Source organism: Flexivirga sp. (assembly GCF_035551235.1).
GTDB lineage: Bacteria > Actinomycetota > Actinomycetes > Actinomycetales > Dermatophilaceae > Flexivirga.
Genome location: NZ_DASZNO010000034.1, coordinates 31,013 through 50,697 on the forward strand (window position 1 = coordinate 31,013; position 19,685 = coordinate 50,697).

Genomic DNA, 19,685 nt, shown 5'->3' on the forward strand with positions numbered 1-19,685 from the left:
CAACGACGAAGTTTTTAGAATGTCGATCCGACCCAAGTTTGTCAAGATCGATTGATGATAGATTATCGGTGATGACCGACAACGAGGAAACACCGGATGCCATGGCGGGCCTGTCCGCGCTGGCCGATCCGGTTCGTCGGCGGCTCTACGAATATGTCGCCGGCCAGGACGCACCGGTCCGCCGCGATGCCGCGGCCGATGCCGCCGGAGTGAGCCGCACCCTTGCGGCATACCACCTCGATCGGCTCGCCGATGCCGGACTGCTGACCACCAGCTACGCCCGCCCCGAAGGACAGACCGGGCCCGGCGCGGGCCGCCCCGCGAAGCTCTATCAACGCACCGAGGACGAGTTGTCCGTCAGCGTCCCGCCGCGCAGCTATGACGTGCTGGCCGGCGTGCTCGCCGATGCCGTGTCAGGCGATGCGTCCGGTGCGGTCCGTGAGGCACTGCTCGCGGCAGCCGCCGAGGAGGGGCGCAGGGCCACCCGGGACGGCGAGGACCTGCTGGTCACGTTGCGCCGGCGCGGCTACGAGCCCGAGGCCGTCGGGGACATCGAGGGGGACATCAAGGGGCACATCGACCTGCGCAACTGTCCGTTCCACCACCTGGCCCAGCGCCATGTCGAGCTGGTGTGCGGCCTCAACCACGCACTGCTGCGTGGGCTCCTGTCGGCCCGCGGCCAGGACCCGGACTGCGCGCAGCTGGCCCCCCGGCCCGGCCACTGCTGCGTCGTCATCCGGGCGTCCGCCGACGACGCCGGCCAGGCAAGCCCGGCCGGCTGACTGTCCGCGGGCGCGCACCCGTCAGCTGTATGCCGTCAGCCGGTCGGCAGGTGCACCGACTCGAAGCGGACGTATGCCGCGACGACCAGCAGCACGGTGATGCCGGCGAGCGCGACCCACTGCAGTTGGGCGCGCTGCCGCCCGAGCACCGCAATGGCACCGGCGCACAGGCCGCCGGTGACCGCACCGCCCAGGTGCGACTGCCAGGCGACGTCCGGCACGATGAAACCGAGGACGCCGTTGATCACGATCAGCCCGATCATCGGCCCGCTCTGCAGGCCCAGGTGCCGGTTGAGGACGACCACGGCGACGAACAGACCGAAGACCGCGCCCGACGCGCCCACCGTCGGGGTCACCCAGCCGGTCGGGTAGTCGGTGGGTGAGCTCGGGGTCGACGCGAGCAGCTCGTAGCCGACGGACCCGCCGAAGGCGGAGATCAGGTACAACGCCAGCAGTCGCACCCGCCCGAGCATCGGCTCGAGGTACTGCCCGACGATCCACAGGGCGTACATGTTGAACAACAGGTGGAAGATCGACGACGGCGAGTGCACGAAGGCCGCCGTCAGGAAGCGCCAGGGATCCTGACCCGACAACACCGGCGCATAGAGCAGGTCGGTGGTGACCTTGTCATTGACCTGCTGCCCGATCCAGACCACCACACAGATCGCGATCAGCGTGATGGTGACGATCGGGCGGCCCTGTGCCACCCGGCCGCCGAAGATCGAGACCAGGGACCGGCTTTCCTTCCGCTGCGCCGCCACGCAGTCGACGCACTGCACACCGACGGCCGCCGGACGCTGGCACTCCGCACAGGTCGGGCGGCCGCAGCGCTGGCAAGACACCATCGCCACCCGGTCCGGGTGGCGATGGCAGGTGGGGAGATTCCCCGGGGTGTTGGTCATTTCTCAGTTACTTCTCGACAGTGACCTTCTCGATCACGACCGGCTCGTTCGGGCGGTCCTGCGCACCGGTGGGCACGCCGGCGATCTTGTCGACGACGTCACGGCTGGCCTGGTCGGCGACCTCACCGAAGATGGTGTGCTTGCCCTGGAGCCAGCTGGTCGCGCCGACGGTGATGAAGAACTGCGAGCCGTTGGTGCCCTTGCCGCCGCGCTTGCCGGCGTTGGCCATGGCGAGCATGTAGGGAGCGGAGAAGTTCTTGTCCGGCGAGATCTCGTCGTCGAACTCGTAACCCGGGCCGCCGATGCCGATGCCCTTCGGGCAGCCGCCCTGGATCATGAAGCCGGGGATGATCCGGTGGAAGGTCAGGCCGTCGTAGTACGGCGTGGGGTTGGTGCGACCGGCGTCGTCGCGGTAGTCCTTGGTGCCCTCGGCAAGGCCGACGAAATTGTCGACGGTCTTCGGAGCGTCGTTCGGGAACAGGTTGATCCTGATGTCACCGTGGTTGGTCTGCAGCGTTGCGATCATGCCCATAGTCTGGCATCCGCAGGCGCCATACTCTCAGGTACACCCGACCCGGCGTTGCTGCGTGCCGGTGCGACTTGGCAGGATGAAACGAACTAAGCCTCAAGCCTAGGAGGGCTCAAGTGCTCAGCAAGACCTCGCGCAAGGACGTGGCCAAGGACAAGGCGTCCGACCTGGCGTCAGCAGTGGCTGACGCGGCAGAAGCCGGCCGCGACAAGATTGCACCGGTCGCCCGGAACGTCACCGGTCATCTCTCCGATGCTGCCGACAAGGCGTCCGAAGCTGCGGCACCACACGTCGCGAAGGCCAAGGAGGCGGTCGTCGAGGCCGCGGCCCCCCAGGTGGCCAGGACCAAGGAAGCCACTGCCGAAGCGGCCGAGGCCGCGGCACCGCAGGTGAAGAAGGCGAAGAAGGCCGCCAAGCAGGCATCCGAGGACGCCGCCTCGGCCGCGGCACCCCGCGTCCGGAAGGCACGCAAGGCCGCCAAGAAGGCCTCGAAGCAAGCCGCCAAGGACGCCGGGAGGATCACGGCGAGCACGGCCGACCGCGCCGAGGCCGCCGGCCTCACCAAGGAGCAGGCACACCGGTTGTTCGCCGAGGAGTGGATGCCGCGCATCCAGCAGACGATCGCGGCAACCACCGCCGCCGGCGCCCAGGCGTATGCCGCGCTCCCGCAGCAGGCGCGTGACACCGTCGAGACCGTGGCACCCCAGGTCGCGAAGAAGCGCCGCAAGAAGGGCAAGGTGCTCATCGCCCTCGGTCTGCTGGCCGGCGCCGGCGCGGTCGCGCTCTACGTCAGCGGTCAGAAGAGTGGCGCCAAGACCGCCCCGCAGGTCACCGCACCCGAGATCGAGCGCCTCGACGTCAAGCCGGTCGAGGAGACCACGTCCGTCCCCACCTCCGACGACGCCGTCGGCGACCTGGAGAAGAAGGTCGATGCGTCGGTCAGCGGCTCCCGACGGGGCCGGCACGCCGCCAAGGAGTGACGACAGCACTACTTCGAACCCCCGAATCACCATGTGGTTCGGGGGTTTTCGTGTGTATGGCGGTTCGCGCCCGCGTGTCGGAGTCTCCCCGGTGTCGAGCCGGGCTCGGCTCCGGTCAGCGCTGATCGGGCAGCTGCGGGGTGCTGAACCCCTCGGAGCGGCCGAGCAGCACCGCACGGGTGACGGCGGAGCTGCCGAACCGATCGCGCACCGCGTCGAGGGCGCCGTCCAGCCGGGACGGGGCGACGGCCTCGAAGGGCAGCTCGAGCTGCTCGTCGGCCGCTTCGTCGAGACCGCTGATGCTGATGCCGAGCAGCGTCACGCCGCGGTCGGCGATCATCGGCATCGCCTCCTCCAGCAGTGCCCGTCCGGCGACCAACCACGCGTCGGTGCCCGCCGTGGCGCTGCGCAGGGTCCGTGAGCGCGTCACCCGGGTCATGTCGTCGAACCGCAGCCGCAGCACGAACGTCCGCCCCACCCGCTCGCCGGAGCGCAGCCGCCGGGTCACCTTGTCGACCAGGCTGACCAGCGTCGCGTCCAGCTCCGCCCCGGTATGACGGCCCCGCCCGATCGCGCGTTGGGCGCCGACCGACCGGCGCCGCCGGCCGGTCTCGACCCGCCGCGGGTCGCGCCCGTGGGCGAGGGCGTGCAGGTGCCCGCCGCTGCCCGGACCGACGATGGCGATCAGTGCGTCCTCCGGCAGCGCGGCGAGCGCACCCACCGTGCCGATGCCATGTGCGTGCAGCTTGCCCGAGGTCACCCTGCCCACACCCCACAGTGCCTCGATCGGCAGCGGGTGCAGGAAACCCAACTCGCCGCCGAGCGGCACGCTGAGCAGGCCGTCCGGCTTGCTCGCGGCGCTGGCGACCTTGGCGAGGAACTTGCTGCCCGCGATGCCGACCGAGATCGGCAACCCGACCTCCTGCTTCACCCGGCGCCGCAGCACCGCACCGATCGTCGACGGCGAACCACTCACCCGCCGGAGCCCGCCCACGTCGAGGAACGCCTCGTCGATCGACACACCCTCGACCACCGGGGTGATGTCGCGGAAGATCTCGAAAACCGCGCGAGATGCCTCGACATACGCGGTGAAGGTCGGTGGCACCTCGATCAGCCCGGGGCACAACCGCCGCGCGATCCGGCCGGACATCGCGGTGCGCACGCCCATCGCCTTCGCCTCATAGCTGGCGGCGAGCACGATGCCACCGCCCACGGCGACCGGTCGACCGCGCAGTGCGGGGTCGTCACGCTGCGCCACGCTGGCATAGAACGAGTCGAGGTCGGCGTGCAGGAAGTTGCCCTCTGCCACAGGACACATGGTCACACCGACCACCGACAGCTTCCGTTCTCCCGACGTGGTCACTCCTGCACCGGCGCCGGAAATGCCGTTAGCCTGACGTCCCATGAACATCGTCTTCGTCGAGCCGAACTTCCCGCGCAACCAGCGCGAATTCGCGCGAGCGCTGCACGAGGTGGGAGCGACCGTCTTCGCCGTCGGTGAGACGCCGTGGGAGTGGCTGGACGAGCAGCTCCAGTCGTGGGTCGCGCACTACTACCAGGTCGGGTCGGTCACCGACGTCGACCAGTTGCGTATGGCGGTCGAGCACTTCCAGTCGATCGCCTGGATCGACGGCATGGAGGCGACCATCGAGTCGCACCTGCTGCCGGCGGCGATCGTGCGGGAGGCGCTCGGCATACCCGGCACGTCGGTGCGCACGACCTGGTTGTGCCGCGACAAGCCCGCGATGAAGGAGGCGTTGCGTGCGGCCGGTGTGCCCACCGCCGCGTCCGCGGCCGCGCACGACATCGAGGACCTGCGCGACTTCGTCGACGAGCACGGCTACCCGGTGATCCTCAAGCCGCGCGACGGGGCCGGCGCCGCCGGTACGACACGGGTCGACAGTTTCCGCGAATTGATCGAGGTCGCAGCGACTTTCGGCGCCACCGAGTCGATCGCGATCGAGGAGTTCGTCGAAGGCCACGAGGGCTTCTACGACACCCTCAGCGTCGACGGCCGGGTCGCGCTGGACTTCGCCTCGCACTACTACCCGGGCGTGCTCGAGGCGATGCGGACCCGCTGGGTGAGCCCGCAGTACATCTCGACCAACCGGGTCGACTCCGCGCCGTTCTACGGGGAGTTGCGCGCGCTCGGCGAGCGGGTCAACGAGGTCCTCGGCATCCAGACCGCGGCGACCCACATGGAGTACTTCGTCAGCCCGAAAGGCTTGCGCTTCAGCGAGATCGGCGCCCGGCCACCGGGTGTGGGCGGCTGGGACCTCTACGCCGCGGGCAACGAGATCGACATCTATCGCGCCTGGGCGGACGCCATCGTGCACCACCAGGTCTGGCACGTGCCGAGCCGGGCGTATGCCGCCGGCCTCATCGCGCTGCGCCCCGACCGCGACGGCATCATCACCTCGATCGAGGGCTACGACGACATCACCTCGCGGTACGGCGAATGGATCATGGACGCGCACCTGCCGGTCGGTGCTGCGACGCAGCCGATCGAGGCGGGCTACATGGCCAACGCGTGGATCCGGATGAAGCACCCCGACTACGACGCGTTGCGCGCGATGCTCGACGACGTCGGCAAGACGGTCAAGGTGCACGCGGAGGCATGAACCCGCCGCGAAACCGGTTGGTGCTGCTCGGTCCTCAGCGCCGGCCGGGGCTGGACAAGGTCGTGGCCGGGATGCGGCTGGACGGGCCGTTCGCGACCATCACCGCCGGTTGGCAGGAGCGCGAGCTCGCCGACGACGAGCTGGACACGCATCTCGGTGGGCGAGCCACCAATCTCGCTCTCTGGTCGCGCCGTCAGGACGTGCTCGATCGCGACCCCGGCTTCGCGGCCGCACACCGTCGCCGTGCGGTCGAGCTGACCGACCTGCAGGAGCTCTACCTGATCGGGGTTCGGCATACCTCCCGGGCGTTGACGGAGTTGCGTGCGCAGACCGAACGCTCCGAGCGCGCAACGCGATTCGCGCTCAGCGACGGCGAGGACGTGCTGCGCTCGCTGGACCGGCGGCATTTGGAGCGCGTGCGCGAGATCAACGCGACCTTCTACGACGCGACGCGCCCGCACGAGCACCCGCTGATCGCGGCACACCGCGCCGAGGTGGCGCAGTTGCTCGCCGGGGCCGAAGCGGTGGTGCTGACCGGCGGGCATGTGGGCGAGTTGCTGGACGCCCTGCATCTGTTCAACGTGGTCCCGGCGGGCCTGGACCGGTTGCCGGTGATCGCCTGGTCGGCGGGGGCGATGGTCCTGACCGAACGCGTTGTTCTCTTCAATGACAACGCTTCTCGCGGACCGCGCGCGCCCGAGGTGTATGACGACGGCCTCGGCCTGTTGCCGGGTGTCGTGGTGTTGCCGTCCGCGCGGCAGCGCCTGCAGATGCAGGAGACCGCGCGGATGGGACTGCTCGCCCGGCGCTTCGCTCCTGCGGTGTGCGTGCCGCTGGACCCGGGTGCTCGCGTGCAGCTCGAGGCCGATGGCTCCCTTCCGGCGGATGCCCCGGTGATCGACGAATCGGGGACTGTGAGCACGTTCGGCGCCGTCGCGGCCGAGGGGGCGGGCCATGGCTGAACAGCTCGCCATACATCGTCTGCGGGCACGGAAACCGTTGGACGACAACGCCATCGACCGATTCCTGCACCATCACACCGTGCCGATCGTCGAGGGCGAGAAGTGCACGTTCCTTTATCGCGGTGACGCCGACGAGGTGTGGGTGCGGCACCGCATCGTCGGCCAGCAGCAGCGCGTGCCGATGCGGAAGCTGCCCGGGACGTCGCTGTGGTTCGTCATACTCGAGCTGCCCGCCGGGTCCCGTGTGGAGTACCAGCTCGAGGTGCGCCGTGGTGAGCACCACGAGGAGGGCAACGACCCGCTGAACCCGCACGTCGCCAACAGCCCCGTCGGCTCATCATCGGTCTGCCAGGCAACCGGGTATGTCGTGCCCGACTGGGTGCACCCGGATCCCGACGCGCGCCCGGGCGAGATCGTCGACCTGACGGTCCAGTCGCGGGCACTGCGCCGCAAGAGCGAGTGCCGGGTCTATCTGCCGGCGCGCTTCCGCACCACGCACACCTATCCGCTGCTGATCGTGCACGACGGCGACGACTACCTGCACTACGCCGCGATGAAGACCGTGCTCGACAACCTCATCCACCGCCTCGACGTGGCCGAGACCGTCGTGGTCTTCAGCAACCCGGGCGACCGGAACAAGGAGTACGCCAACTCCGTGCAGCACGCGCGGTTCATCGCCAAGGAACTGCTGCCGTCGCTGGAGGACGAATTCCCTTTGCTGGCAAAGCCTTCCGGCCGCTGCCTGATGGGTGCGTCGTTCGGTGGTGTCGCGAGTCTGTCGACGGCATACCGCTATCCCGACCTGTTCGGCTCGCTGCTGGTGCAGTCCGGGTCGTTCGTGTTCACCGACATCGGCAGCGACCACGGCGGCGGCGACGTCTTCGACCCGGTCGTGCGCTTCATGAACCGCTACCGCGCCACGCCGCGCAAGGTCGCCGACCGGATGTTCGTTTCATGTGGAACGTACGAGCCGCTCATCGTGCCCAACCGCTCGATGGTGCCGGTCTTCGAGCGGGCCGGCATGCGGGTCCGGTATGTCGAGGCCCGTGACGGTCACTCCTGGGAGGACTGGCGCGACCGCCTCCGCGACGGCCTGTCCTGGATCTACCCCGGCCCGCAGAAATACGTCTACGAGTAGTCAGGCCCGCGCCGCGGGTTGAGTAGTGGAGGAGCGCAGCGGGGGAACGTATCGAGACCCACCGGTCTCGATACGTTCCCTCCCCCGCTTCGCTCCTCCGGGCACTACTCGACCCGCATGGTCTCGCTGCGAGGTGCTCGCAGCGCGGTCGCAGCGGCATCGCAGCGCCGCTGAGGACGCTGGGTCCTGTTCGCACCGGACCACGAGGAGATCATCATGCGCAGGAACACGTTCAAGCTCGCCGCGGCGCTGGTCGCGGCTCCCACCCTGCTCGTCGGGCTCGGCAGTGTCGCCGCACCGGCGGCGCACGCGGCGACCGCACGCAACGGCGTGTGCGAGACCGGCGAATTCTGCCTCTACTACAACTCCTACGAAGCCGGCTCGGTCTCGGACTTCACGACCTCGATCAGCGACTACGGCGCGACCCAGCCCGGCTGTTACGAATTCAAGGGCACCGGCGCGGGGCAGGGCCTGTGCGTCAAGAACAACGCCGCGTCGGTGTGGAACCGCACCGGTCAAACGGTCACGGTCTTCTACAACTCCGGCTACGCGGGTGCGTCGCAGAGCTTCGCAGCGGGCGTGAAGGGCAATCTGAACTCAACTCTCAAGAACAACAACGCTTCCCACCGCATCGGCGCGGCGCCGACGAGCGTGCGCGGCATCGACGTCAGTGACAACAACAGCACGATCGACTGGTCCGCCCAGCACGCGGCCGGGGTGAAGTTCGCCTACGCGAAGGCGACCGAGGGCAGCACCTGGACCGACCCGACCTTCTCCCGCAACTACAACGGCGCCCGCAACGCCGGCATCATCCGCGGTGCCTACCACTTCGCCAACCCGGCGGGCGCCTCGGGCAAGACCCAGGCCGACTGGTTCATCAGCCACGGCGGCGGGTGGCAGGCCGACGGCTACACCCTGCCGGGCGCCCTGGACGTCGAGGGCACCTGCTACGGCAAGACGGCCTCGGGGATGGTCAGCTGGATCCAGGCCTTCGTCGCCGAGTACAAGCTGAAGGAGGGCCGCACCCCGGTCATCTACACCAACCGCTCCTGGTGGCAGGACTGCACCGGCAACAGCACGGCGTTCCACAGCAGCGCCCTGTGGTTCGCGCACCCGACCACCATCGGCACGCTGCCCGGCGGCTGGACGAAGCAGACCATCTGGCAGTACGGCATCAGCAACGGCATCGACCAGAACAAGTTCAACGGATCGGCGACCGCACTGAAGGCGTTCGCCAACAACAGCTGACCGCACGTGCCGACGCCCCCACCAGCGAGCAGCCGGTGGGGGCGTCGGTATGACGTGGGAGCTGGTCAGCTGCCGGCATACGCCTCGGGCGCCAGTGAGTTGCCCGCCGGGATCGACCCGCAGGAGCTCGGCGCGGTTTTGCCGGCGAAGCGGTCGTTGAGCCAGCCGATGCTCGCGGCGGCCCACGGGAGGGCGGTGCCGATGTGCGAAAGCAGGTCCTGCTGTTGGTATTTCACCGTCGTGCCATCGGCGCAGTACTGCCGCGCGAGCGTCCGGACGTCACCGGCGATCATCACACCGTCGCCGGGCCCGATGCCCGGCTTGGTGCCGGGAGAGCCCTCGAGGAAGCCGCCCGCTCCCTGCTCGATGAACATCGGAACGGTCGGCGAGGGCCGCTGCCCGAGGTTGAGCTTGTTGACCGCATCGACGAACGGCTTCACCGAATCGGGGTTCGCGTACTCCGGCTTCACCAACTGTTGCCAGGTGACGAACGGGTTGGCGAGCAACCCCTCGCCGATCGAGTCGTCCTGCACGTCCGCCATCACCTGCGCGCCCTTGGCGCTGAGGTAGGGCGACATGTCGAGCCCGAAGGCGCGGGCCGCACCCGCGACCGCCATCGGCGCGACACCTGCCCAGACCGGGGTGCCGGACACGTAGTTCAGGTTGTGCGCGGGCGCTACCAGCAGCCCGCCCTCGGTCGCCCCGACGAGTCGCTTGTTGACGTCCGGTGCGTATGACGGGGCGAGTGCCGCCGCCCAGTTGGTGCCGATCGCACCGCCGGAGTAACCGAGCATGCCGAACTTCGTGCTGGTGTTGAGGCCCGTCCCGGTGGCGGTGCTCGCGGCGCGGACCGAGTCCAGCGTCGTCGTGCCGTACTCCGGGCCGGCGGCGAAGTCGGCGTTCGGACCTTCGGTGTCGGGGACGACCACCGGATAACCCTGCAGCAGCAACGGCGCGATCAGCGCGGTCTCGAGATTGACGATCGCGCCGCCGGGGAAGCGCTGGTCGCCGGCGATCACGCGGGACGGGCTGTCGGCGACGCTGAGCGAGTCGTAGAACGACTGGTAGGAGACGGCCTGTCCCGATTTGGGCGTGCCGGGCGGCTTGATCACCGACGTCACGTTGGCGATCGGTTTGCCCTGCGCGTCGGTCGAGCGGTAGAGGATCTGCTCGACCTTCACCGGCAGCGAGATCCCGAGCAGGTGATAGTCGATGGTGCGGGTGTCGAGCACCGCACCCGGTGCGTATGACGCGAGCGGCTTGCTGCCGTGATAGCCGAAGAAGTCATCGGTCGCCGCGTGCGCGGGTGCGGCGAGTCCGCCGGCCAGGCCCGCCGCCAGGGCGACGGCGGTGAGTGCTCCGAGAGTTCGGGTGCGTTGCATCAGGAGATCCTTTGTCCGCGAGGTGAGGTGGCTCACACTGCGAGGCAAAGTTACTTCTTGGTAAGTAGATTCCGCAAGGCCTCCGCCCGGCGGAGCGGGTGCGTCATACCCGCGCCGCCGGCGTGCGGCTCAGCCGTGTTCGTGCGTATCGCACGCGCAGTACATGAACCCGCACGCGAAGCAGGCCGGCATACCCCTGCACTGATGACAGCCTCCGCAGTCGACCGGTTCGGTATGCCGCGCGGCGTCCTCCGCCGAGTACGGCTGCCCGCAGCGCGGGCACGGCGGACGCATCACCTGGGCGTCCTGGTTGGCGGCTTCGCTCATCGCTGCACCTTTCGTCGCTCGCGGCTGCTCGGGGACATCAGAAGTCGGATCAGAAGTCACCGACGCCCACGACCACCATCCCAGCCATCAGCACGAACGCGAACCCGGTGAGCAGGTCGGTGCGCAGCCGCGGGATGAACTGGGCCACCATCCGGCCCACCTGGTGTCCGGCGAGCGACACCACGAAGGTCGTGAACGCGAACAGGATGGGCGCGACCCACGGCGAGTACCCGGCCAGGCCGATCGCCGCGCCACCCAGCACATTGTCAACGCTCAGCGGCACCGGCAACCACCGGCGGGCGGTCTTCAGATCTGGGTCGGCGGACTCGGGACTGGTGAATGCCTTGTAGATCACGAAGAGGCCGTAGCTGCCCAGGCCGACCGCCGCGATCAGGTCGGCGGTGTTCGAGATCCGAGTGCTCAGGAACGCACCGATCAGCATGCCGACCAGCGGAGCGACCCCGTCCCAGAGCCCGAAGATCAACGAGGTCTTGGCTGATTGCCGCAGGGACGGCTTGAGGCCACCGAGCACGACCGACGTGCGGAAGTTGTCGATGCTCAGGCCGAATCCGAGCGCGATGAGTGCGAACACGGTATTCCTTTCAGATGCAGGCCGGTGCCGGTCAGTCGACCGTGGTGGGTGTCGGCACCGTCACCGGGCGCGGTTGCAGTCGGACCGAACGAGTGCGAGGGGTGAGGACGCCACCGCGCGGTCGCGCGGGATCGTTGGCTTCCGCCACGGCGCTCTCGACCAGGTGATGGTCGGGCGAGAGGTGGCAGACCGGGTCGGTGCGGCCGGCGTCGCCGGTGAGTGCGAAGGCCTGGCAGCGGCATCCGCCGAAGTCGAGCTCCTTGCGCTCGCAGCTCCGGCACGGGTCCGGCATCCAGTCGGTGCCGCGGTACTGGTTGAACAGCGCGGAGTCCTGCCAGATCCAGGCGACCGAGTGGTCGCGGACGTTCGCCCGCGGCAGGGGCAGCGACTGTGCGGCCGGGCACGGCAACGCGTCGCCGTTCGGGGTGACGGTGAACTGCCGGCTCGCCCATCCGTCCATGCACGGCTTCGGATACTGGCTGTAGTAGTCCGGTATGACGTAGATGATCTCCATCCGGTCGCCGATCCGCTCCCGGGCCTCCCGGACGACCGTCTCCGCGTTGCTCAGCTGCTCACGGCTCGGCATCAGCTCGCTCCGGTTGAGCCCGGCCCAGCCGTAGTACTGCGTGTTGGCCAGCTCGATCCGGTCGGCGCCGATCTCCTCGGCCATCGCCAGGATGCCGGCGATGTGGTCCAGGTTCTGCCGGTGCAGCACGACATTCAGCGTGATCGGCCAGCCGAGCCGCCGCACCAGCCGGGCCGCCTCGCGCTTGCGATCGAAGGAGCGGATGCCGGCGATCCGGTCGGACAGCTGCTCCTCGTCGGCCTGAATGCTGATCTGGACGTGGTCGAGCCCGGCCTCGCGCAGCTGCTCGGCGCGACGTTCGGACAGGCCCAGCGCACTGGTGATCAGGTTCGTGTAGAGCCCGAGTTCGCTTGCGGTCCGGACCAATTCGACGATGTCGCGCCGCTGCAACGGCTCACCGCCGGACAGGTGCAGCTGCAGGACGCCGAGTTCGGCGGCCTCGGTGATGACGCGCTGCCACTCCTGGGTCGTCAGCTCGTCCCGGTACTTCTCCAGCTCCAGCGGGTTCGAGCAGTAGGCGCACTGCAGCGGGCAGGCGTAGGTGAGTTCGGCGAGCAGACCGTACGGGCTATCCATCGTGGACCTCCACACAATGCTTGGCGCTCAACTCGTCGAGCAGGTGTCGTATGTCGCCCGCGGAGACCTCGTCGTAGCGGGTGCGCAGCTCGACCACGATGTCGTCGACACTGCGAGAGCCGTCGCACAGCTCCAGCACCGCCGCCGCCGTCTCGTTGATGACGATGATCCGTTCCGGCGACAGCAACACGTGCTGCCCGCGTGCGGCGTCATACCGCATCCGGACGTGGGGTGCGATCCGCGGCACGACCATGGGCTCAGTGATTGCCATAGGCCTGGTCGATCGCATCGAGCATGCCCCACAGCACGTCGCACTTGAAGGACAGGGCCGCGAGCGCGGCCGCCTGCGTCTCGGCGGTGACGCAGTGCTTGCGGACGATCTCCAGGCCGTGCTCGGAGTCGCGCGGGGCCTGGGTGAGCCGGGAGCGGAAGTACGCCAGCGCCTCCGGATCGATCCAGGTGTAGTACCGCTCGAACGCTGCGAGGCGGTTCGCCATCAGGTCCGGAGCGAAAAGTTCGGTGAGGGACGAGGCGACGGCCTCGACCCAGGGTTTGGTCCGGGTGAAGGTGACGTACGCGTCGACCGCGAAACGGACGCCGGGCAGGATGTGCCGCTGGTCCTCCATCTCCTCGCGGGTGAGGCCGGCGCCCTCGCCGAGCCGCAGCCACGACTCGATGCCGCCGTTGCCCTCGGCCGTGCCGTCGTGGTCGATGATGCGCTGCACCCAGCGGCGGCGCACCTCGCGGTCGGGACAGCTGCTCAGGATCGCGCCGTCCTTGCGCGGGATGTTCACCTGGTAGTAGAAGCGATTGGCCACCCAGCCGCGAATCTCGTCCGGGGTGGACTCTCCGTCGTTCATCCGCTGATGAAAGGGATGCTCGGAGTGGTAGCGCTTGGCATGCTCGCGCAGGCCGGCCTCGAATTCATCGGGCGTCAGTACGTCGGTCATCGCTTCCCTCGTTCCATGGATTCCGCCGGCTGTGCGCCGGGCCGCAGGAAGCGACCCGGCGCGACAGCTGTTACTGCGATCAGTTGTCCGAAGTGGCCACGTAGGCGGTCACCTCTGCGGAGACGCGGATCTCCGTGATTGCGGGGGTCTCCCACATGGTCCTGGTGCTAGCGATCTGTTCCATCGTGTTTCCTCTCTGTCTCTGATTGGTTTTCCGGGTGATCCGGTTGGTCGTGTGCGGTCAGTCCGACAGCTCGAAAGCGATCAGCGACGCACCGTGACCCTGGGCGGACATGCCCGGGATGATGCCCTCGAGCCAGCCACCCCAGCCGACCGGCACGGCGATGTACTGCTTGCCGTCCACGGTGTAGGTCATCGGGCTGCTGTGGTGTCCACTACCGCACTGGAACTCCCAGAGCTTCTCGCCGGTCTCGGCGTGGAACGCCATGAACTCACCGGTCGGCTTGCCCGCGAAGACCAGGTTGCCGGCGGTCGAGAGGATCGACGCTGCCATCGGCATGTCCATCCGGTAGCGCCACTTCTCCTCACCGTGGGAGTCGAAGGCGCTGACCGAGCCGGCCATGTTGTCGATGTCGACCTCGACGGCGGCACCCCAGTACGGCATACCCTCCTTGAACTCGCGACGCCGACGCGTGGCCGTGGCGCCGACGTCCGCGACCGGCACGTAGAACAGGTCGTGGTCCGGGTTGTACGCGGCGTGCGTCCACTCCTTCGCACCGGCCGGGCCGGGGAAGAAGTGCACGGGCTCACCCTCCTTCTCCGGGTACTTGCGGGGCGTGACCTTGCCGTCACGGGTGATGACACCCCAGTCGATGCGGTCGACGAACGGCGTCACGTGCTGCAGCTCACCGTTGGTGCGGTCGAGCACGAACATGTAGCCGTTCTTGTCGAAGTGGGCCAGCAACTTCTTGCCGTCCCGCTCGAACAGCGTCATCTCCATGGTGGAGTCGTAGTCCCACAGGTCGTGCGGGGTGAACTGGTAGTGCCACTTGATCTCGCCGGAGTCCACGTCGAGCGCCACAACGCTGTCGGTGTAGAGGTTGTCGCCCTCGCGAACCTCACCGTCGAAGTCGGGTGCCGGGTTACCGGTGCCCGCGTAGTAGAGGTTCAGCTCCGGGTCGTAGGTGCCGGTCACCCAGTGGTTCGCGCCACCGCGTGCCCAGGCCTCGCCGTCCTCGGGCCAGGTCTCCGAGCCCGGCTCACCGGGCTTCGGCACGGTGTAGGTGCGCCACTTGTGGTCACCGGTCTCCAGGTCCCAGCAGTCGATGTGACCGCGGACGCCGTACTCGCCACCGGCGGAGCCGGTGATGAGGGTGTCCTTGATGACGAGCGGGGCGAGCGAGGCGCTCTCTCCGGCGCGAACGTCACCGATGGCCTTCTGCCAGATCTTCTCGCCGTTCTTGGCGTCCAGGCAGAGCAGCTGGGCGTTCTGGGTCACCATGTAGACCTTGCCGTTGGCGACCGCGCAACCGCGGTTGACGTTGGCGCAGCACAGGGTGATGTCGAACGGCACGGCGTGCTTGTAACGCCAGAGCTGCTCACCGGTCGTCGCGTCCAGCGCCCACAGCCAGCCGTCCCAGCCGGTGACGAACATGACGCCGTCGACGACCAGCGGGCAGGCCTCGAACGCGTAGGTCGACGTGGCGGCGATCAGGCCGGCGGAGCTGGCCTGGTGGATCCAGGCGACCTTGAGCTTCTTGACGTTCTCGGTGTTGATCTGGTCCAGCAGGCTGTGCCGCTGGCCGTCATACGCGCCGTAGTAGGTGATCCAGTTCTGCGGCTCGGCGGTGCGGGCCTTCAGGATCCGGTCGTAGTTGATGCCCTTGGTGACATCCGGCGCGTTGTGCGGCAGGCTGCTGAGCTGGTTGTGGTTGATCGCCTCGCCGGCGTCGATGTACTCGCCGGGAGGGCTGACGCTCTCGGGGGCGTCGGGGATGATAGCCATTGGTTCGTTCCTTTCTACGGCCGTGGCTGAGCGGGTCGGTCGAGCTTGGCCTCCGGCGGCACCTCGCCGGAGACGACGATGGCGGCGGTCAGGCCACGGCCCTCGTCGTTGCCCGCGGGGGAGCCGTACCAGTAGTAGCCAGGACCATCGAGCTCGATGGTCGCCTTGCCCTTGGAGTGGTTGAGCAGACCGAGGAACTTCTTGTCACCATTGCTCGGCAAGAGGCACGCGTGGGTGTTCTTGTCGTCGTTGATGATCGTCAGTTCGCAGGTGCCACCGTGCGGCAGAACCAAGATGGACGGCTCCCAGGACATCTCGTCCTCGCCGATCCGGATGGTCGCCTCCATCGTGCCGTCGGCACGCTCGGTGGCCTCACCGATGGAACCGGTGCTGAGCACTCGCCCGATGGTTGCCTTGTTCTGTCCGTCCAGGCCGAGCTTGCTCAGAATTTCCGTTCGATCTTGAGCGGTCGTCGTCATAGGACGTCACCTCCTCATGGGGATTAGTGGAACTTCATGGTTGAAGCGGCTTCGCCGTTTCATCACGTCCGTGACCGGTTGCCTTCCAGCTCCCGTTCACGAGCGCCTGTGGTGCACACGCCGTCGGTGCGTCGGATCCGTCAATCTCGCGAATCCCGTTGACCTGACTCGGCAATGAGAAAGAAGGTAGGCCGTTGCAAACCCCTCCAACAGGGGTCGCCGTCGGGTCGACGCAACCTGCCGTTCACCCCTCATATGCCACCGTCCGGCTGAGACCTGGGTCACATTTTCGGAGGGCGCGGGCGGGGCTCCGGTATGCCGGACAGGCCTGCGACGGGCCGGCCACGGGCCTGCGACAGGCCGCTCAGGGCCGCGCTGCGCAGCAGAAGACCCTCTGGTCGCGGTTGCGGACCAGAGGGTCTTCGGTGAGGGGCAAGCGGCCACCGGCCGACGGCCTCAGGGGATCGGCACCACCGGACGCTCCCAGACGGTGTTGATGATCATCGCCGCGGACGCGTACAAGGCCGCGATGGCGTCGACGAACAGGATGTAGCCGGCCGCGTGGCTGATGCCGGTGCTGCCCGCGAACGTCCCCCACGCGCTCACCAGGAACACGAGGGCCAACAGTCCGAGGATGAAGATCGTCGTCTTGTTGGTGCGCAGTGCCGCGATGACCAGGTACGCGGTCATGACACCCCACGCCAGGAGGTACAGCCCGGTCACGTTGGTGGGGTCACCGCCGGCCTTGACGACGGCCGGCGAGTAGAACTGGACGAGCAGCGCGTAGCTCAGCCAGAACCCGGCGAAGATGGTGAAGACCAGGCCGGGGAAGGTCTCGCCACGGGCGAAGTGCAGCAGCCCCGCGATCAGCTCGGTGAAGAAGCCGAGCGCAAGGGCCAGCGACAACACGGCGGTGAGACTGGTGGCGTCATACATGCCGGACATGACGCTGGCCAACAGGACCGAGGAGATCCCGAACGAGATCAGCCCGAGCGGGAACGGGTCGCCCACGGAACTCGTTGCGACCGGCGCCGCCTCGGCGACGGGTGTGGTTTCGATGGTTGCTTCGGACATGGAAGTCCTCCAATTGGGGGTAGGGCGCAGACCGGCTCGGTCGGTTGATGTGGCTGGCACCCAACCCCGCCGCGGTCAGCTGGTGAGGCTGGGGCTCCGCCCGGCCGGTCGCGCCCGCTGTGGCGAGCCTCCCGGTTTTCCTCGCAGCAGGAACCATCACGAGCGTGATTCCCTTACCCAGCAAGGCGATTCGCTCCCGTGAGCGAGTCGGCCGATCTGCAGTGTCGTGCACCGTATGTGCTGACGACCGCGCGCGAACAGAGCCGACCACCGGACCGTCACTGCCGGCCGCTCAGCGCCCCCTGAGCGCCGCTCAGAATGAGAGCTGGGTCACATTTTCGCCGGTGTTCGGCGTCATACCCGCCGGTCGAACCGGCCGAGGTTCATGATCTTGTCCCAGGCCGAGACGAAATCGCGGACGAACGTCTCCGCCGCGTCCCTGCTGCCGTAGACCTCCGCGAGGGCCCGCAACTCGGAGTTCGCCCCGAACGCGAGATCGACCGGGCCGGCGACCCATCGGGCCTCGCCGGTGGTCCGGTCACGGCCCTCGTATGTCGGAGTCGGCGCCTCGTCCTCGGTCTTCGGCACCCATTCGGTGTTCATGTCGAGCAGGTTCAGGAAGAAGTCGTTCGTCAGCGCGCCCGGTGTCGCGGTGAAGGCCCCGAGAGCAGACCCACCGTGGTTGGCACCCAGCACCCGGAGACCACCGAGCAGCACGGTCATCTCCGGCGCGGTCAGCGAGAGCTGGCTGGCCCGGTCGATGAGCAGGTGTTCCTGCGGCAGCTTGTTGCCCTTGGCGACATACGACCGGAATCCGTCGGCCTCCGGTTCCAGCGGCGCGAACCAGTCGGGGTCGGTCCACTCCTGGGTGGCGTCGGTGCGTCCGGGCCGGAACGGCACGTCGACGGGGTGACCGGCCACCGCGGCCGCGTGTTCGACCGCGGCACCTCCCGCGAGCACGATCAGGTCGGCGAGTGAGATCTGCTTGCCGTCGCGCTGACGGGCGTTGAACGCGTCGCGCACTTGCTCCAGCGTGCCCAGCACGGTGCCAAGCAGCTCGGGCTCGTTGACGTCCCAGCTGCGCTGCGGCTCGAGCCGGATCCGCGCGCCGTTCGCGCCACCGCGCTTGTCGCTCTTGCGGAAGGTCGAGGCCGAGGCCCACGCGATGCGGACCAGTTGCGACACGCTGAGACCGGAATCCAGGACCGCAGCCTTCAGCTTGGTCACGTCGGCAGCGTCGACCAGCGGGTGATCGACCTCGGGCACCGGGTCCTGCCAGATCAGCCGCTCCTCGGGCACCAGCGGACCGAGATACCGCTCGATCGGGCCCATGTCGATGTGGGTCAGCTTGAACCAGGCCCGCGCGAACGCATCCTCGAACTCATCCGGGTGCTCCATGAAGCGCCGCGAGATCAGGTCGTAGTGCCGGTCCTCCTGCAACGCCAGGTCCGTCGTCAGCATCACCGGATGGTGCTTCTTGTCCGGGTCGTACGGGTCGGGAACGGTGTTCTCGCCCCCGCCGTCGCGCGGGATCCATTGCCACTGACCGGCCGGGCTGAGTTCGACATCCCATTTGTAGTCGTACAGGGTCTCCAGGAAGGTGTGGTCCCAGGTGACCGGCGTACGCGTCCACATCCCCTCCAGCCCGCTGACGCACAGATCCGGACCCTTGCCGGATCCGTGACTGCACGCCCAGCCCAATCCCTGCGCCTCCAGCGGAGCTGCCTCCGGCTCAGGGCCGAGGACGCGTCCCGGGTCGGCGGTGCCGTGCGTCTTGCCGAAGGTGTGCCCGCCGGCGATCAGCGCCACCGTCTCCTCGTCGGTGAGGCCCATCCGCTTGAACGTCTGCCGTATGTCGCGGCCCGCGAGCACGGGGTCGGGGTTGGTCGCCGGGCCCTGCGGGTCGACATAGATCAGGCCCATGTCGCTCGCGGCCAACGGATCGTCGAGGTCGCGCAGCCCACTGTGGCGTTCGTCGGCGAGCCACTTGAACTCCGGACCCCAGTAGGTCTCGTCCGCCTCCCAGGCGTCCTCACGGCCGCCGCCGAAACCGAAGGTCTTGAAACCCATCGACTCCAGGGCACGGTTCCCGGCGAAGATCATCAGGTCCGCCCAGGAGATCTTGCGGCCGTACTTCTGCTTGACCGGCCACAACAAACGGCGTGCCTTGTCGAGGTTGCGGTTGTCCGGCCAGCTGTTCAGCGGGGCGAACCGCTGCAGCCCGGCGCCCGCGCCCCCGCGGCCGTCCCGGACGCGGTAGGTGCCCGCGGAGTGCCACGCCATACGCAACATGAGGGGGCCGTAGTGACCGAAATCGGCGGGCCACCACTCCTGTGGCGTGGTCAGCACTGCGTCCACGTCGCGCGCCAGTGCCTCCAGGTCGAGGCTCTCGAACTCGGCGGCGTAGTCGAAGTCGTCGCCCAGCGGGTTACCGGCGGGCTGCTTCAGTGGCCGCAGGTCGAGACGGTCCGGCCACCAGTCCTCCGAGCGGGCGCCCGGCTGGGTTCGTGCGCGGGCAGCCTTTCCTTCGTCCACGACCTTGTCATAGGTGCGGTAGACGTGGGTATCGGGATTCTCGGGCACGATGCTCC

19 protein-coding genes are annotated in these 19,685 nt (G+C 68.2%); 6 read left to right on the forward strand and 13 right to left on the reverse strand.

What is annotated here, in order from left to right:
* The first annotated feature begins 71 nt into the window (after positions 1 to 71).
* On the forward strand, positions 72 to 782 hold the full coding sequence (locus VG502_RS11805) for a helix-turn-helix transcriptional regulator (protein ID WP_325550256.1): 711 nt from the start codon (positions 72 to 74) through the stop codon (positions 780 to 782).
* 35 nt (positions 783 to 817) lie between these two features.
* On the opposite strand, the gene VG502_RS11810 is transcribed toward VG502_RS11805, so the two are convergent.
* Complete coding sequence (locus VG502_RS11810) at positions 818 to 1,684, reverse strand: rhomboid family intramembrane serine protease (protein ID WP_325550257.1); 867 nt, start codon at positions 1,682 to 1,684, stop codon at positions 818 to 820.
* Between the two features lie 7 nt (positions 1,685 to 1,691).
* Complete coding sequence (locus tag VG502_RS11815) at positions 1,692 to 2,210, reverse strand: peptidylprolyl isomerase (protein WP_325550258.1); 519 nt, start codon at positions 2,208 to 2,210, stop codon at positions 1,692 to 1,694.
* A gap of 119 nt (positions 2,211 to 2,329) precedes the next feature.
* On the opposite strand from VG502_RS11815, the gene VG502_RS11820 reads away from it, so the two are divergent.
* A complete protein-coding gene (locus tag VG502_RS11820) occupies positions 2,330 to 3,193 on the forward strand; it encodes a hypothetical protein (RefSeq protein ID WP_325550259.1) in 864 nt (287 codons plus the stop codon).
* 115 nt (positions 3,194 to 3,308) lie between these two features.
* Here the strand turns inward: VG502_RS11820 and dinB are convergent, their stop codons facing one another.
* Positions 3,309 to 4,511: a DNA polymerase IV gene (gene dinB / locus VG502_RS11825; RefSeq protein WP_414655739.1), complete on the reverse strand. Its 1,203-nt coding sequence runs from the start codon at positions 4,509 to 4,511 to the stop codon at positions 3,309 to 3,311.
* Positions 4,512 to 4,596: 85 nt separating this feature from the next.
* Between dinB and VG502_RS11830 the strand changes: the two genes are divergently transcribed.
* The 4 genes from VG502_RS11830 to VG502_RS11845 all read left to right on the forward strand — a co-directional run bounded on the left by VG502_RS11830 (position 4,597) and on the right by VG502_RS11845 (position 9,162).
* The gene (locus VG502_RS11830) at positions 4,597 to 5,814 is read left to right on the forward strand and encodes an ATP-grasp domain-containing protein (RefSeq protein WP_325550261.1); all 1,218 of its coding nucleotides are present in this window, start codon (positions 4,597 to 4,599) and stop codon (positions 5,812 to 5,814) included.
* Positions 5,811 to 6,776 carry a Type 1 glutamine amidotransferase-like domain-containing protein gene (locus VG502_RS11835; RefSeq protein WP_325550262.1) on the forward strand — a complete coding sequence of 322 codons (966 nt, stop codon included), beginning with the start codon at positions 5,811 to 5,813 and terminating at the stop codon, positions 6,774 to 6,776. Before VG502_RS11830 ends, VG502_RS11835 begins: the two co-directional genes overlap by 4 nt.
* Complete coding sequence (locus VG502_RS11840) at positions 6,769 to 7,914, forward strand: alpha/beta hydrolase-fold protein (protein WP_325550263.1); 1,146 nt, start codon at positions 6,769 to 6,771, stop codon at positions 7,912 to 7,914. The genes VG502_RS11835 and VG502_RS11840 overlap by 8 nt, the downstream gene beginning before the upstream one ends.
* Positions 7,915 to 8,130: 216 nt before the next feature.
* Positions 8,131 to 9,162 carry a GH25 family lysozyme gene (locus VG502_RS11845; RefSeq protein WP_325550264.1) on the forward strand — a complete coding sequence of 344 codons (1,032 nt, stop codon included), beginning with the start codon at positions 8,131 to 8,133 and terminating at the stop codon, positions 9,160 to 9,162.
* Positions 9,163 to 9,227: 65 nt separating this feature from the next.
* On the opposite strand, the gene VG502_RS11850 is transcribed toward VG502_RS11845, so the two are convergent.
* The 10 genes from VG502_RS11850 to katG form a co-directional block, all read right to left on the reverse strand.
* Entirely contained in the window at positions 9,228 to 10,544 is a 1,317-nt protein-coding gene (locus VG502_RS11850; protein ID WP_325550265.1) for a lipase family protein, read from the reverse strand.
* Between the two features lie 376 nt (positions 10,545 to 10,920).
* Positions 10,921 to 11,463 carry a manganese efflux pump MntP gene (locus tag VG502_RS11855; protein WP_325550266.1) on the reverse strand — a complete coding sequence of 181 codons (543 nt, stop codon included), beginning with the start codon at positions 11,461 to 11,463 and terminating at the stop codon, positions 10,921 to 10,923.
* Between the two features lie 31 nt (positions 11,464 to 11,494).
* Positions 11,495 to 12,625, reverse strand: coding sequence for a pyrroloquinoline quinone biosynthesis protein PqqE (gene pqqE / locus VG502_RS11860; RefSeq protein WP_325550267.1), 1,131 nt, complete (start codon positions 12,623 to 12,625; stop codon positions 11,495 to 11,497).
* Positions 12,618 to 12,896: a pyrroloquinoline quinone biosynthesis peptide chaperone PqqD gene (gene pqqD, locus VG502_RS11865; RefSeq protein WP_325550268.1), complete on the reverse strand. Its 279-nt coding sequence runs from the start codon at positions 12,894 to 12,896 to the stop codon at positions 12,618 to 12,620. The genes pqqE and pqqD overlap by 8 nt, the downstream gene beginning before the upstream one ends.
* Entirely contained in the window at positions 12,883 to 13,575 is a 693-nt protein-coding gene (gene pqqC, locus VG502_RS11870) for a pyrroloquinoline-quinone synthase PqqC (protein ID WP_325550269.1), read from the reverse strand. The genes pqqD and pqqC overlap by 14 nt, the downstream gene beginning before the upstream one ends.
* 79 nt (positions 13,576 to 13,654) lie before the next feature.
* On the reverse strand, positions 13,655 to 13,759 hold the full coding sequence (pqqA, locus tag VG502_RS11875) for a pyrroloquinoline quinone precursor peptide PqqA (RefSeq protein ID WP_325550270.1): 105 nt from the start codon (positions 13,757 to 13,759) through the stop codon (positions 13,655 to 13,657).
* A 57-nt stretch (positions 13,760 to 13,816) separates the two neighbouring features.
* Positions 13,817 to 15,541 carry a PQQ-dependent dehydrogenase, methanol/ethanol family gene (locus tag VG502_RS11880; RefSeq protein ID WP_325550271.1) on the reverse strand — a complete coding sequence of 575 codons (1,725 nt, stop codon included), beginning with the start codon at positions 15,539 to 15,541 and terminating at the stop codon, positions 13,817 to 13,819.
* A gap of 14 nt (positions 15,542 to 15,555) precedes the next feature.
* Positions 15,556 to 16,020, reverse strand: a complete 465-nt coding sequence (locus VG502_RS11885) for an MSMEG_3727 family PQQ-associated protein (protein WP_325550272.1) — start codon at positions 16,018 to 16,020, stop codon at positions 15,556 to 15,558.
* 456 nt (positions 16,021 to 16,476) lie between these two features.
* On the reverse strand, positions 16,477 to 17,094 hold the full coding sequence (locus tag VG502_RS11890; RefSeq protein WP_325550273.1) for an acetate uptake transporter: 618 nt from the start codon (positions 17,092 to 17,094) through the stop codon (positions 16,477 to 16,479).
* Positions 17,095 to 17,448: 354 nt separating this feature from the next.
* Positions 17,449 to 19,677 (reverse strand): catalase/peroxidase HPI, encoded by a 2,229-nt coding sequence (katG, locus tag VG502_RS11895; RefSeq protein ID WP_414655738.1) that lies wholly within the window; start codon positions 19,675 to 19,677, stop codon positions 17,449 to 17,451.
* Positions 19,678 to 19,685: the final 8 nt, after the last annotated feature.

Coding starts and splice junctions, on each gene's coding strand:
- VG502_RS11840 (WP_325550263.1), top strand. CDS start 6,769: ATGGCTGAACAGCTCGCCATACATCGTCTGCGGGCACGGAAACCGTTG.
- VG502_RS11805 (WP_325550256.1), top strand. CDS start 72: ATGACCGACAACGAGGAAACACCGGATGCCATGGCGGGCCTGTCCGCG.
- dinB (WP_414655739.1), bottom strand. CDS start 4,511: ATGTGTCCTGTGGCAGAGGGCAACTTCCTGCACGCCGACCTCGACTCG.
- VG502_RS11815 (WP_325550258.1), bottom strand. CDS start 2,210: ATGATCGCAACGCTGCAGACCAACCACGGTGACATCAGGATCAACCTG.
- VG502_RS11810 (WP_325550257.1), bottom strand. CDS start 1,684: ATGACCAACACCCCGGGGAATCTCCCCACCTGCCATCGCCACCCGGAC.
- VG502_RS11850 (WP_325550265.1), bottom strand. CDS start 10,544: ATGCAACGCACCCGAACTCTCGGAGCACTCACCGCCGTCGCCCTGGCG.
- VG502_RS11830 (WP_325550261.1), top strand. CDS start 4,597: ATGAACATCGTCTTCGTCGAGCCGAACTTCCCGCGCAACCAGCGCGAA.
- VG502_RS11890 (WP_325550273.1), bottom strand. CDS start 17,094: ATGTCCGAAGCAACCATCGAAACCACACCCGTCGCCGAGGCGGCGCCG.
- pqqD (WP_325550268.1), bottom strand. CDS start 12,896: ATGGCAATCACTGAGCCCATGGTCGTGCCGCGGATCGCACCCCACGTC.
- VG502_RS11885 (WP_325550272.1), bottom strand. CDS start 16,020: ATGACGACGACCGCTCAAGATCGAACGGAAATTCTGAGCAAGCTCGGC.
- pqqA (WP_325550270.1), bottom strand. CDS start 13,759: ATGGAACAGATCGCTAGCACCAGGACCATGTGGGAGACCCCCGCAATC.
- VG502_RS11835 (WP_325550262.1), top strand. CDS start 5,811: ATGAACCCGCCGCGAAACCGGTTGGTGCTGCTCGGTCCTCAGCGCCGG.
- pqqC (WP_325550269.1), bottom strand. CDS start 13,575: ATGACCGACGTACTGACGCCCGATGAATTCGAGGCCGGCCTGCGCGAG.
- VG502_RS11845 (WP_325550264.1), top strand. CDS start 8,131: ATGCGCAGGAACACGTTCAAGCTCGCCGCGGCGCTGGTCGCGGCTCCC.
- VG502_RS11880 (WP_325550271.1), bottom strand. CDS start 15,541: ATGGCTATCATCCCCGACGCCCCCGAGAGCGTCAGCCCTCCCGGCGAG.
- pqqE (WP_325550267.1), bottom strand. CDS start 12,625: ATGGATAGCCCGTACGGTCTGCTCGCCGAACTCACCTACGCCTGCCCG.